The following is an 11,855-nucleotide window of genomic DNA, read 5'->3' as shown; positions in this document are numbered from 1 at the left end:
GCCGCCGCTCTTAGGTCGCGGCAGGTGGCTTGGCCACCGAGCACAGACGGATGGAGTCAGCGAGGATTTCAATCGCCTTGGGCCGCGGAAAGCTGGCGCGCCAGGCAATCGCCACCGTGCGAAACGGCACCGGCGGGGTCAGCGGACGCACGGCCAGCACGCCGGGAGCATAGTGGTGACTGTCGACAGCCGACAACGGCAGGATGGAAATACCCAGCCCTGAAGCCACCATATGGCGGATGGTTTCCAGCGAGCTGGATTCGACGGTGGTATGGCTGGCGCCGTCCTTGCCTTTGGGCAGGGTCGGGCAGGCTTCAAGTACCTGATCGCGGAAACAGTGCCCTTCACCCAGCAACAGCAAGCTCTTGTCATTCAACAGGCTGGCGTCAATGGTGTCGCGCTTGGTCCAAGGGTGTTCACTGGGCATCAGCACGTAGAACGGCTCATCGTATAGCGGCAGGGTCAGCACATCGGCTTCCTGGAATGGCAGGGCGATGATGATCGCGTCCAGTTCACCATTGCGCAGTTTGTCGCGCAGCACATGGGTGAAGTTTTCTTCGATATACAACGGCATCTGCGGGGCTACCCGGTGCAGTTGCGGAATCAGGTGCGGGAACAGATACGGGCCAACGGTGTAGATGGCGCCAACCTTGAGCGGAGCCGTCAGCTGGTTTTTGCCCGCTTGGGCAATCTCGCGAATGCCTTGGGCCTGTTCCAGTACTTTTTGCGCCTGGGCGACGATACCTTCGCCGACCGGCGTGAGGCGCACGGCACTTTTGCTGCGCTCAAAAATCAGCACACCGAGTTCGTCTTCCAGTTTTTTCACGCCCACCGACAGGGTCGGTTGGCTGACATGGCAGCGTTCGGCAGCGTGGCCGAAGTGTTGCTCTTGGGCGAGCGTCACGATGTAACGTAATTCTGTAAGCGTCATAGCGGGCGTCCCTGTGGTTGCGGGCCAAGAATAGCGGCTGCAATCGATAGACGCACGTTATCAGACATTGTCCTTACAGCTAAAGCGGCTAATGGCTGTAAGGCGTTTTATCTGTAGGCCAAAAGCATAAAGGGCACCCTAAGGTGCCCTTTATTCGGTTAACGCCGACGTTTATCGATGGAATAAACGAACGGAGCCACGATTTCGATAGTGCCGTTGGTCAGCATCTCAGGCGGCGGCTTGGGCAATGGCTGTGCCCGGCGGATCATTTCCAGGGTGGCCCGGTCCAGATCCGCGTTACCAGAACGTCCTACCAACTCGTAAGACAGCACCTTGCCTTCGGCGTCTACCACGAAGCGCAGACGGTTCAGACCTTCCTTGCCTCGCGACTGCGCAGCAGCCGGGTACTTCTTGTACTTGCCCAAATGCGCCAGCAACGTACCTTCCCAACTGGCTTTGGCGGCCAATTGTTGAGCCGACGGGCCAGGGGCCGGTGCGGCAGACTTCTCAGTCGGTGCTTTGGTCGGTGTCGCGTCGCTCGGTTTCTCTTCTGAAGGCTTTTCTTTAACCGGTTCGGTTTTTTCCACAGGTTTTGGCGGCTGAGGCTTCTGCTTGGGTTTAACCGGTTTGGGAACAGCAATCTTCGGCTTGGGCGCTTCCGCCAGCTTGGGGATCGGCAACTCTTCCACGGGGGCCGGCGGTTGTGGTGGGGTCACCACTTTCGGCGGCGCAGGCGGCGGCGGTGCTGGCAACGGTGCCAGATCAACCATCATCGCTTGCGGTGGGAGTTCGACAGTCCGCGGGGTGGACCATTGCAGGGCAAGAATCACTGCCACTGCATGGATCGCCAACACCGCGGCCAAGCTGATTGCGTAACGCGTCATCTTTTGGCGCGCTATGGTCATTTCTTGGCTGCCGTCTCAAGTCCGACCAGACCTACCTTCAAATAACCCGCTGCGCGCAATGCATCCATCACGCTCATCAAGTCACCGTAGTCCACACCCTTATCGGCCTGGAAGAAGATGGTCGTGTCTTTGTTGTTGTGCGTCCTGGCATCGAGGGTGGGGCCCAGCGCTTCAACCGTCACCGGGTCTTCACCCAGATACAGACGCTGGTCAGCCTTGACGCTCAGGAACACGGGCTTCTCGGGACGCGGCGCCGGCTTGGCCGTCGACGCAGGCAGATCAACCTTGATATCCACGGTGGCCAGCGGTGCGGCCACCATGAAGATGATCAGCAGTACCAGCATCACGTCAATAAAAGGGGTGACGTTGATTTCATGGTTCTCGGCGAGATCGTCATCGCCTTCTTTTAAATGCAGGCCCATGGTCTATTACCCCACTTTGACCATGTGCGGTTGCGAGCTGCGCTCGGGCGGCAAGTGATCGAGATCACGGCTTACCAACAGCAACACTTCTGCAGACGCATCAGCCACTTGAGCTTTGTAGCCCGTGATGGAGCGAGCGAACACGTTGTAAATCACTACCGCAGGAATCGCCGCAACCAGACCCAATGCAGTGGCCAGCAGGGCCTCGGCAATACCGGGCGCTACGACGGCCAGGTTGGTGGTTTGGGTTTTGGCGATACCGATAAAGCTATTCATGATGCCCCACACCGTACCGAACAGACCGACAAACGGGGCCGTGGAGCCGATGGTAGCGAGGATGCCAGTGCCGCTGCTCATGTTGCGGCCACACGCGGCCACCAAGCGCTCAAGGCGGAAGCTGACCCGCTCTTTGATGCCTTCTTTTTCGCGGCTATTGGCCGACAGGCGCATCTCTTCGAGGGCATCCTGCACCAGCAAGTGGGCAAGCGTGCCTTCTTTACCGGCCGTCTCGCTGGCTTCTTTCAGGGTGCGGGCTTTTTTCAGATTGGCGATTTCGATGCGAAGACGGCGTTTGGCGCCCAGCACTTCGAAGCCTTTTGCAATCCAGATGGTCCAGGTAATGATCGAGGCGATGGCCAGGCCGATCATGACAATTTTGACGATGATGTCAGCGTTCTTGTACATGCCCCAAGGTGACAGGTCGTGGGCCATGCCCAGGCTATTGTCTTCTTCGGCGACGATCTGCGGCGCGTCATTGGCAGGCGCTACGGCGCCCTCAGCCAAAGCAGGATCAGTTGCACCCGGGGTTGCAACAGGCGCCGGAGCGACAGATTCAGTTGCGGGCTGAACGGCTGGAGTGGCAGGCTCGTCTGCAAAGGCCGCAGCAGGTGCCAGCAACAGGCTGAACATCACCGCAGCTAGCCCACGCCAAAGGCGTGTCGGGCTTAACAGCGGGGTTGGCGAAGCGTTGGGATGATTGCGTGTCATGCTAGCCGGACCTGAGAAAAGTATGAAGGTTTTGCCCTACAACGCGTCTTAAGACCCAGGGCAATTGATGCGTTATTATTGCAAGTAATTCTTGTTAACAAAAGCAATAGCCACTGTTTTTTTCGTCTGTCACTACCTTGGTAGTGCCTATCCACGTAGTTTTGTAACAATTTGTTAGGAGTTTTGAGATGTCCAAAGCCTCAGTTCTGATTGCCGGATGCGGCGATATCGGCAGCCGTTTGGCCACTCAACTGCTGGACAAAGGGTGGCAGGTCTATGGGCTTCGACGCTCGATTGAACGGTTGCCGGCAGGTGTCACAGGGATCGCCGGCGACCTGTTCAGCGCACAGTGCCCCGCTCAATGGCCTAAAGGTCAGATCGACTACGTGGTCTATAGCGCTGCCGCAACCGACCATGATGAGGCGGGTTACCAGGCCGCGTATGTCGACGGGTTGACGCACACATTGAGTTGGCTCAAACAAAACGGTCAGCAGCCAAAGCGCCTGTTGTTTGTCTCAAGCAGCGGCGTTTATGGTCAGAAAAATGGCGAATGGGTCGATGAAATGTCTCCCGCCCAAGCGACCAGCTATTCGGGCCGGATCATGTTAGAGGCCGAGCAAGTAGCGTTGAAGAGTGGCATTCCTGCCAGCACCGTACGTTTGACCGGTATCTACGGGCCCGGCCGTGAATGGATGCTGGGGCAGGTGCGCAAGGGCTATCGCGTGGCTGTCGATCCGCCGCTGTATGGCAACCGGATCCATGCCGATGATGCGGCCGGCTTACTGGCCTTCTTGCTTGATGCAGATTTGCAAGGCAAAACCCTGGACGACTGCTACATCGGCGTCGACAACGACCCGGCTCCGCTGGCAGAGGTGGTGGGATGGCTACGCGAGCGTCTGGGCGTGACGGCATGGGCAGAAGAAGCCAGCGTACGCAGGGCGGGCAGCAAGCGTTGCAGCAATGCCCGCGCCAAGGCATTGGGATGGGAGCCGCGGTACCCGAGCTATCGCGAAGGGTATGGGGAGATTTTGTCTAAATAAAGAAGCTGCAAGCTGCACGTTTGCAGCTTGACGCTTACAGCTGCTTTTCCAACAACCATTCCCGTTTGCCGGGATACAACTGGGGCATTTCGTCAGGCTTTGCGGAGTCCAGCGCCTGGAATATTTCCAGCTGGCGACCTTTGCGTACAAAGATGTGGGCCGCACCCACTTCGTCCTGTTGCAACCAGAGGCTGTCGAACTCGCCACTCATCGACGCGCAGTCGCCTGACAAACACAAGGCGTAAGCATTGGCATCGGGCAGACCTTTCACTTGGCCATCGGCCAAAAATGTCACTTGATTACCTTTGCCCTTACCGCTGATTACACGCCACTGGCCGCCCAGATAGGCCGTCTTGAGCGCATGCTCGAAATGCGTGCCCAAGGGCGCATCGCTTGCCAGATTAACGTTCGAACGCATGAATGATTGTCGAGGGTCGTCATCGCTGGCCGCTTGAATCAATTGGTTGCCGTTGATGCTCAAGTCGGTAGACGTACCGCCATAGAAGCCGACCTGCCAGACACCGTCTTTCTCAGGCATCAGCTTGCCTTCAACCCACTCGAATCCATTGGTGTAATTGGCTTTGGCTTTTTGGGCGTCGATCGCCCATTCAAGGTTTGGCCCGTTAGCCAGCAAGGCTTCACGCAAGTTGCCACCTTTGGCTGCTTCATCAATTGCGGCCTGGTTGATCCATACACCACTGATATCGCGAGAGGCGGGGTCGCTGGCACAGCCACCCAGAAAAATGGCAAGCAGTGACATAGCGAGCGCATTGCGCATGGTGGAATCCTTTTAAAGCGGGGGAAGCAGGGGGGTTGGCGCAGCAGGAAGGCGCTGCGCCGAGGGGGTGTTACTCAATAACCAGAATGGCGTCCATCTCAACCTGCGAACCTTTGGGCAGGGCAGCAACGCCAATGGCAGCACGAGCCGGGTAAGGCTGTTCAAAGTACTGACCCATGATTTCGTTGACCTTGGCGAAGTGGCTCAAGTCGGTCAGGAAGATGTTCAGTTTGACGATGTCTTTGAACGAACCACCTGCAGCCTCTGCCACGGACTTCAGGTTTTCGAACACCTGAATGGTCTGGGCTTCGAAACCTTCAACCAGTTCCATGGTTTTTGGGTCCAACGGGATCTGACCGGACATGTAGACAGTATTGCCAGCTTTGATCGCCTGAGAGTAAGTACCGATAGCAGCAGGTGCCTTGTCGCTGGTGATAACAGTCTTGGACATGGGTGACTCCTTGTAATGGGATGGCTACGCACGCATACGTGTGATGCGGATAACCCCGGTTAGGGCGCGCAGTTTTTTGATCACGCGGGCCAGGTGCACGCGATCGTGCACGCTGACCACCAGTTGGACCACGCTGATACGACCATCGCGTTCGTCCATGCTGATTTTTTCGATGTTACCGTCTGCCGCATTGACGCTGCTGGCCAGCAGCGCAATCAGGCCGCGCTGGTGTTCCAGCTCGACGCGCAACTCGACGTTAAATTCGCCAGTAACGTCCTTGGCCCACGAGAGCTGGATGCACTTCTCGGGGTTATGCCGGATTTCACTGATATTGCGACAGTTGTCCAGGTGCACCACCATGCCCTTGCCCGCAGACAGGTGTCCCACAATCGGGTCGCCGGGGATTGGCGTGCAACATTTCGCGTAACTGAGCACCAAGCCTTCTGTACCGCGAATCGCCAGCGGACCTTCAGGGCTTGGCAACTGGTCGCCTTCGCCCAGCAGGCGACGAGCGACGACATAGGCCATGCGGTTGCCCAGCCCGATGTCTTCGAGCAAGTCTTCGATCTGCTCCAGGCGGTATTCCTGAAGCATGGCCTGAATGCGCTCGGCCGGAATCTTGTCCAGTGCGCTGTTAAAGCCATTGAGCACTTTATTCAGCAGGCGTTCGCCCAAACTGACGGACTCGGAACGACGCTGCAATTTAAGCGCGTGGCGAATGTGCGTACGGGCCTTGCCGGTGACGACAAAGTTGAGCCAGGCCGGGTTGGGGCGGGCGCCGGGAGCGCTGACAATCTCGACCGTGGAGCCACTTTGCAGCGGCTCGGACAGCGGTGCGAGCCGACGATTGATACGGCAGGCAATGCAGCTATTACCGACGTCGGTGTGTACCGCGTAGGCAAAGTCGACCGCGGTGGAGCCTTTGGGCAGCTCCATGATTCGACCTTTGGGCGTGAACACATAGACCTCGTCCGGGAACAGGTCGATCTTCACGCTTTCGATAAATTCGAGGGAGTTGCCTGCGCGTTGCTGCATCTCCAGCACGCCTTTGACCCATTGCCGCGCCCGGGCGTGGGTGCCGGTGTGTTGCTCGTCGCCACTGGACTTGTACAGCCAGTGGGCGGCAATACCGTTGTTGGCCATTTCTTCCATTTCGCGGGTACGGATCTGAATTTCAATCGGTACGCCATGCATGCCAAACAGCGTGGTATGCAGCGATTGGTAGCCATTGGCTTTGGGGATGGCGATGTAGTCTTTGAAGCGCCCCGGCAAGGGTTTGTACAAATTGTGTACAGCACCCAGCACGCGATAGCAGGTGTCTACCTTGTCGACGATGATCCGGAACGCGTACACGTCCATGATTTCGTTGAAGGCCCGACGCTTGCCACGCATTTTTTTGTAAATGCCGTAGATGTGCTTCTGACGACCGCTGACTTCGCCCTGAATGCCATCAACGGCCAAACAGTGGCTGAGCGACTCTTCAATTTTGTTGACGATTTCTTTGCGGTTGCCCCGAGCGCGTTTCACGGCTTGGGAGATGCGCGCGGAGCGCATCGGATACATCGCTTTAAAACCGAGGTCTTCGAATTCGATACGAATGCTGTGCATACCCAGCCGATTGGCAATGGGTGCGTAGATTTCCAGGGTTTCCTTGGCAATCCGCCGACGCTTTTCGCCGGACAACACTTCGAGGGTGCGCATGTTATGCAGGCGATCAGCCAGCTTCACCAAAATAACGCGGATATCCCGCGCCATGGCCATGGCCATTTTCTGGAAGTTTTCAGCTTGGGCTTCGGCCTTGGTTTCGAAGTTCATCTGAGTCAGCTTGCTGACTCCATCGACCAGTTCCGCGACAGTTTCGCCAAACTGCGAAACCAGTGCTTCCTTGGCAATGCCGGTGTCTTCGATCACATCGTGCAGCATGGCCGCCATCAAACTTTGATGGTCCATATGCATGTCGGCCAGAATATTGGCGACTGCCAGCGGATGTGTGACATAGGGTTCGCCGCTACGTCGGCGTTGGCCATCGTGGGCTTGCTCGGCGTAGAAGTACGCTCGTCGGACCAGATTGACCTGATCCGCACTGAGGTAAGTCGACAAGCGATCGGCGAGGGCGTCTATGCTCGGCAAGAGGGAGCCTCCTGCCAAAACTGTGAACCCTTCGCCGTGCTACGTCGACCGGGCATAGGCTTAGTTCGCCTCGTTGGACTCGTCCTCGAACGCTGCGAACAGCGGTTCGTCTTCGACGATTTCAGCGTTGGCGATAAACTCGTAGCTCATCAGGCCTGCAGCGATTTCACGCAGGGCAACGACGGTAGGCTTGTCGTTTTCCCACTCAACCAAAGGCTCTTTACCGCCTGTGGCCAGTTGACGGGCACGCTTGGTAGAGAGCATGACCAGCTCAAAGCGGTTATCCACGTGTTCTAGACAGTCTTCAACGGTTACGCGGGCCATGGTCTTCCTCGTAGCAAATGCAATATGCGCGCTGCCCGGATGGGCGAGCGGACTGAACAGTTTAAAAAATCACCAGCCATTAGGGAAGCGCTGATTTTTCAAGCCACTCTTCAAAACCTCTGTAAGCGCCAATGTAAAGCCCTTGCAGGGGTTTTGGGAAGTGCTGATTAACCCAGCAGTTCAGCCAGTAATTTGCCGAAACGCTGCTGCTGACGTTTTTGCTGGAGCCGATTGGCGTGAAAAATGGCCTTCAGATCTTCAAGCGCCAGCGCAAAATCGTCATTAATGATCAGGTAGTCGTAGTCGACATAGTGGCTCATTTCACTCACGGCTTCACGCATGCGCCCGTCAATGATTTCGTCGCTGTCCTGCCCGCGGTTGTTCAGACGCTCGCGCAGCGCTTGCTGGCTCGGCGGCAGGATGAAGATCGAGCGTGCTTGCGGCATCAACTTGCGAACCTGCTCGGCGCCCTGCCAGTCGATTTCCAAAATGAGGTCGTGGCCTTCATCCAGCGTCTGTTGCAAGTAGCTCTGCGATGTACCGTAAAGGTTGCCGAAGACTTCAGCGCGCTCCAGGAAATCACCGTGCTCAATCATTTTCACGAACGCTTCGCGTGAGACGAAGTGATAGTTTTCGCCGTCGACTTCGCCCGGACGCATGGCCCGGGTGGTGTGTGATACCGAAACGCGAATCTGCGGCTCCAGGTCGATCAATGCTTTGACGAGGCTGGTCTTGCCTGCACCCGAGGGCGCAGAAACGATATAAAGGGTGCCAGTGCTGTGGGTCATGTCAGGGGGAGCCTTACTCAATATTCTGTACTTGTTCACGCATTTGCTCGATCAACACTTTGAGGTTGACCGCCGCTTGGGTGCTGCGCGGGTCGAATGCCTTTGAGCCCAGTGTATTGGCCTCACGGTTAAGCTCTTGCATCAGGAAGTCGAGACGTCGACCGGCAGCGCCCGCAGACTTGAGCACACGGCGCACCTCCAGGATATGGGTGCTCAACCGGTCAAGCTCTTCAGCGACATCGCTTTTTTGCGCGAGCAAAACCATTTCTTGCTCAAGGCGCTGGGGATCAAGCTCGGCTTTCATGTCAGCAAAGCGATCAAGCACCTTTTGACGCTGGGTAGCGAGCATCTGCGGCACTAATTCACGCAGGGTTTCGACATCGCTTTCAATCGCGGTCAAGCGGTCGCTGATCAAGCGCGCCAGTTCCGCGCCTTCGCGCTCACGGCCGTTTTTCAACTCTTGCAAACCTTGCTTGAACAACGCCAGCGCTAGAGTGTTGAGCGCTTGCGGGTCACTGGCATCCGCGACCAGTACACCGGGCCACGCCAGCACTTCGAGCGGGTTCAGTGCCGCAGGCTGTTTGATCAGGCCGGCGATGGTTTCAGCGGCGGCCACCAATTGCGCAGCACGCTCACGGTCGATCTGCAGCGGCTTGCCTGTCGTTTCCTCAGTGAAACGCAAGGTGCATTCCAGTTTTCCCCGAGAAATACCTTGGCGCAGCGCTTCACGCACTGCCCCTTCCAGGTCTCGAAACGATTCAGGCAAGCGCAGGTGCGGCTCCAGGTAGCGGCTGTTGACCGAGCGCAACTCCCAGCTCAAGGTGCCTTGAGTGCCGGCACTTTCGACGCGGGCAAAGGCGGTCATGCTATGCACCATGGACGGTACCTCGCGATTCAATGAATTAAGCCTGATGGCTATTAAGGCGGCGGATTGTAACGCAGTGCGACGGGCTGCCCCAAATGACGTCCGTCGCAAAGGTGCATCCATGATGAGTGCGCCCCACCGGGCGCCGCGACAGGGTGGCTTTTAAGGGGCCAAGCTAGAGGTGCTTTGCCCAACCGCCAAGCCGGCGCGAATCGCTGCCAGTGCCGCCTGATAATAAGCCTTACCCTCGGGCGACTCAGCAAAGGTGACGAATTCTTCCAGCTCAGGGTCAGACAGATCGCGATACACATAGAGCAACGTGTTATCCAGTTCGCCGCCAATTTGCTCCATCAAGCGCTGACGCTGACCATTGAGCATGCCGGGTGCCAAACCACCCCCCAACAAACCCGGAATCATTGCACTCAAGCTGTCTGCTGCAACGCCTGCAATGGCCAAGGTAATTTCTGCACCCGCTTCGCGGGCCGGCAATGCCCGGGACAAATGATTAATCAGCAACTGACGAGTGGCACTGGCCTCAATGCGTGGCAAGCCTCTTGCGTGCTTGGCCAATTGGTCGGGACGCGTGGCGAGCAGCTCCGCCGCCACAATTTTGCGCCCCACGGGCGACTGAAAAAAGGTCAGCGCAGGGGCTGGATTGGGCAGGTTTTTGCGCATCTGCTCTTTGGCCCGCTTATCCATAGCGTCAGGGTCAAAGCGCTGGTTGCTGTTATTCATCAACGCCTGATAGACCGCAGGCGGCAACGTATTGCGGTAACGCTCCTGAGTGGCACTGAGCGCGTCATTGAAATGCGCGCGCTGTTCTGGCCAGCCAGCGACCTGAAACAGGTCATCGAGGCTGTCTGCCCATGCGGGTAACGTACACAACATCATTAAAACGAATAACAAACGGCGCATGGGGGACTCCTGTCAGCAAGGCGCTATTGTCCGGGTGTGGCGTAGGACTTGTCGAGAATCCTCTTTGCCAAGAAGTTTTAAACAATCGGTCGAATTATTTACACATTGCCAGCTAGACGGAGCTGTCAGATTTTAAGGGGTGTGGATATTATGCGCCGCATGCAAATACCCTCTGATCATCCGCTGTTGCTACGCATTGTCGACGACCTGTACGCGCAGGGATGGTCACAGCAAAACATTTTTCTGCCCGAGGCTTTGACCCTCGAACTGGCGGCTGAGTGCCACAAACGTTCTGCCGAAGGTGAGTTGACCCCGGCGGCGGTCGGGCGCGGTCTTACCCAAGAGGTCCGAGAGGGTATACGCGGCGACCATATTCAATGGCTGGAGCCGGGAGAGGCTCTAGCCTGCGACAGTTATTTAGGCTTGATGGAAAGCCTGCGAATCGCCATGAATCGCAGGCTTTTTTTGGGCCTTGAAGACTTCGAAAGTCACTTCGCGCTTTATCCGCCCGGTGCGTTTTACCTTAAACACCTTGACCGTTTTCGCGATGATGACCGGCGCATGGTGTCGGCCGTGGTGTACCTCAATCAAGCGTGGTTGCCCGAGCACGGCGGCCAGTTGCGCATGTACCTTGAAGATAACGTCGATTACGACGTACTGCCGACCGGCGGCTGTCTGGTGGTGTTTCTGTCAGGTGAAGTACCTCACGAAGTCATGCCCGCAACCCGTGATCGCCTGTCATTGACCGGCTGGTTTCGCCGCCGCGCCACGGAGATAGTCATATGAGGGAAAAACTGTTGGTCAGCCGCTGCCTGCTGGGTCATCGCGTGCGCTACGACGGCGGCGCCAGCGGCCCATATGCACAGTTGGCGCTGTGGCAAGACCAAGGCCGGGTGATTGCAGTCTGTCCGGAAGTCGCAGGGGGGTTACCCACACCACGCGCGGCTGCAGAAATCCCCGGTGGTCAAGGCGCCCAAGTGCTAAAGGGCTTGGCACCCGTGATCACCACCGACGCAGAAGATGTCACCGCCGCCTTTGTGTCTGGCGCTCGGCAAGCCTTGGCGCTGGTAAAGCAACACGGCATTCGCATCGCGATCCTCAAGGCCAACAGTCCGTCTTGCGGCAATATTCTGACCTATGACGGCAGTTTTAGCGGGGTCAAAGTCCAAGGCCAGGGCGTAACGGCAGCGCTGCTGAGCCAAGCCGGTGTGCAGGTATTCAACGAATTGCAATTGGCAGAAGCCGCCCAAGCGTTAGCAACCCTTGAGTCGCTGGCGAAGGCTGCTACGAAGATTGAGTTCAGGTAACATTCGCTACCA

General features: G+C 57.3%; 14 protein-coding genes. 3 read left to right on the top strand and 11 right to left on the bottom strand.

Translation table 11 applies throughout. The annotated features are described in order from the left end of the window. Positions 1-10 precede the first annotated feature (10 nt). The 4 genes from EQV93_RS04390 to exbB all read right to left on the bottom strand — a co-directional run bounded on the left by EQV93_RS04390 (position 11) and on the right by exbB (position 3,245). Positions 11-931: a hydrogen peroxide-inducible genes activator gene (locus EQV93_RS04390; protein WP_122786164.1), complete on the bottom strand. Its 921-nt coding sequence runs from the start codon at positions 929-931 to the stop codon at positions 11-13. A 158-nt stretch (positions 932-1,089) separates the two neighbouring features. Further along, entirely contained in the window at positions 1,090-1,836 is a 747-nt protein-coding gene (locus tag EQV93_RS04385) for a TonB family protein (RefSeq protein ID WP_122786163.1), read from the bottom strand. Then, positions 1,833-2,258, bottom strand: coding sequence for a TonB system transport protein ExbD (gene exbD / locus EQV93_RS04380; protein WP_122786162.1), 426 nt, complete (start codon positions 2,256-2,258; stop codon positions 1,833-1,835). Before exbD ends, EQV93_RS04385 begins: the two co-directional genes overlap by 4 nt. A gap of 6 nt (positions 2,259-2,264) precedes the next feature. Next, positions 2,265-3,245 carry a tonB-system energizer ExbB gene (exbB, locus tag EQV93_RS04375; protein ID WP_240890932.1) on the bottom strand — a complete coding sequence of 327 codons (981 nt, stop codon included), beginning with the start codon at positions 3,243-3,245 and terminating at the stop codon, positions 2,265-2,267. Between the two features lie 188 nt (positions 3,246-3,433). On the opposite strand from exbB, the gene EQV93_RS04370 reads away from it, so the two are divergent. Beyond that, positions 3,434-4,285, top strand: a complete 852-nt coding sequence (locus EQV93_RS04370; RefSeq protein WP_122786160.1) for an SDR family oxidoreductase — start codon at positions 3,434-3,436, stop codon at positions 4,283-4,285. A 34-nt stretch (positions 4,286-4,319) separates the two neighbouring features. Here EQV93_RS04370 and EQV93_RS04365 read toward each other — a convergent pair whose 3' ends face one another. The 7 genes from EQV93_RS04365 to EQV93_RS04335 all read right to left on the bottom strand — a co-directional run bounded on the left by EQV93_RS04365 (position 4,320) and on the right by EQV93_RS04335 (position 10,536). Beyond that, positions 4,320-5,063, bottom strand: coding sequence for a hypothetical protein (locus EQV93_RS04365; RefSeq protein WP_240890931.1), 744 nt, complete (start codon positions 5,061-5,063; stop codon positions 4,320-4,322). Between the two features lie 70 nt (positions 5,064-5,133). After that, positions 5,134-5,514, bottom strand: a complete 381-nt coding sequence (locus EQV93_RS04360) for a RidA family protein (RefSeq protein WP_122786158.1) — start codon at positions 5,512-5,514, stop codon at positions 5,134-5,136. A 24-nt stretch (positions 5,515-5,538) separates the two neighbouring features. After that, a complete protein-coding gene (gene spoT, locus EQV93_RS04355; protein ID WP_122786157.1) occupies positions 5,539-7,644 on the bottom strand; it encodes a bifunctional GTP diphosphokinase/guanosine-3',5'-bis pyrophosphate 3'-pyrophosphohydrolase in 2,106 nt (701 codons plus the stop codon). Positions 7,645-7,704: 60 nt separating this feature from the next. Then, positions 7,705-7,968 (bottom strand): DNA-directed RNA polymerase subunit omega, encoded by a 264-nt coding sequence (rpoZ, locus tag EQV93_RS04350; protein WP_003437783.1) that lies wholly within the window; start codon positions 7,966-7,968, stop codon positions 7,705-7,707. A 167-nt stretch (positions 7,969-8,135) separates the two neighbouring features. Further along, complete coding sequence (gene gmk, locus EQV93_RS04345; protein ID WP_122786156.1) at positions 8,136-8,756, bottom strand: guanylate kinase; 621 nt, start codon at positions 8,754-8,756, stop codon at positions 8,136-8,138. Positions 8,757-8,769: 13 nt separating this feature from the next. Next, positions 8,770-9,633, bottom strand: coding sequence for a YicC/YloC family endoribonuclease (locus tag EQV93_RS04340; RefSeq protein ID WP_122786155.1), 864 nt, complete (start codon positions 9,631-9,633; stop codon positions 8,770-8,772). A 150-nt stretch (positions 9,634-9,783) separates the two neighbouring features. After that, positions 9,784-10,536 carry a DUF2059 domain-containing protein gene (locus EQV93_RS04335; protein WP_122786154.1) on the bottom strand — a complete coding sequence of 251 codons (753 nt, stop codon included), beginning with the start codon at positions 10,534-10,536 and terminating at the stop codon, positions 9,784-9,786. A gap of 150 nt (positions 10,537-10,686) precedes the next feature. Between EQV93_RS04335 and EQV93_RS04330 the strand changes: the two genes are divergently transcribed. Continuing rightward, positions 10,687-11,322 (top strand): 2OG-Fe(II) oxygenase, encoded by a 636-nt coding sequence (locus EQV93_RS04330; RefSeq protein WP_240890930.1) that lies wholly within the window; start codon positions 10,687-10,689, stop codon positions 11,320-11,322. Further along, a complete protein-coding gene (locus EQV93_RS04325; protein WP_240890929.1) occupies positions 11,319-11,843 on the top strand; it encodes a DUF523 domain-containing protein in 525 nt (174 codons plus the stop codon). Before EQV93_RS04330 ends, EQV93_RS04325 begins: the two co-directional genes overlap by 4 nt. Positions 11,844-11,855: the final 12 nt, after the last annotated feature.

This window comes from Pseudomonas sp. TMW22091 (assembly GCF_022496705.1).
GTDB lineage: Bacteria > Pseudomonadota > Gammaproteobacteria > Pseudomonadales > Pseudomonadaceae > Aquipseudomonas > Aquipseudomonas saxonica.
Note: the sequence above shows the minus strand (reverse complement) of the source record. Positions and strands in the feature narration are given on the sequence as shown.

What these genes read in the sequence shown, in the direction of transcription:
- EQV93_RS04325 (WP_240890929.1), top strand. Translation starts at nt 11,319, where the DNA reads ATGAGGGAAAAACTGTTGGTCAGCCGCTGCCTGCTGGGTCATCGCGTG.
- gmk (WP_122786156.1), bottom strand. Translation starts at nt 8,756, where the DNA reads ATGACCCACAGCACTGGCACCCTTTATATCGTTTCTGCGCCCTCGGGT.
- EQV93_RS04390 (WP_122786164.1), bottom strand. Translation starts at nt 931, where the DNA reads ATGACGCTTACAGAATTACGTTACATCGTGACGCTCGCCCAAGAGCAA.
- exbD (WP_122786162.1), bottom strand. Translation starts at nt 2,258, where the DNA reads ATGGGCCTGCATTTAAAAGAAGGCGATGACGATCTCGCCGAGAACCAT.
- EQV93_RS04370 (WP_122786160.1), top strand. Translation starts at nt 3,434, where the DNA reads ATGTCCAAAGCCTCAGTTCTGATTGCCGGATGCGGCGATATCGGCAGC.
- EQV93_RS04335 (WP_122786154.1), bottom strand. Translation starts at nt 10,536, where the DNA reads ATGCGCCGTTTGTTATTCGTTTTAATGATGTTGTGTACGTTACCCGCA.
- EQV93_RS04330 (WP_240890930.1), top strand. Translation starts at nt 10,687, where the DNA reads ATGCGCCGCATGCAAATACCCTCTGATCATCCGCTGTTGCTACGCATT.
- exbB (WP_240890932.1), bottom strand. Translation starts at nt 3,245, where the DNA reads ATGACACGCAATCATCCCAACGCTTCGCCAACCCCGCTGTTAAGCCCG.
- EQV93_RS04385 (WP_122786163.1), bottom strand. Translation starts at nt 1,836, where the DNA reads ATGACCATAGCGCGCCAAAAGATGACGCGTTACGCAATCAGCTTGGCC.
- EQV93_RS04340 (WP_122786155.1), bottom strand. Translation starts at nt 9,633, where the DNA reads ATGGTGCATAGCATGACCGCCTTTGCCCGCGTCGAAAGTGCCGGCACT.
- rpoZ (WP_003437783.1), bottom strand. Translation starts at nt 7,968, where the DNA reads ATGGCCCGCGTAACCGTTGAAGACTGTCTAGAACACGTGGATAACCGC.
- EQV93_RS04360 (WP_122786158.1), bottom strand. Translation starts at nt 5,514, where the DNA reads ATGTCCAAGACTGTTATCACCAGCGACAAGGCACCTGCTGCTATCGGT.
- EQV93_RS04365 (WP_240890931.1), bottom strand. Translation starts at nt 5,063, where the DNA reads ATGCGCAATGCGCTCGCTATGTCACTGCTTGCCATTTTTCTGGGTGGC.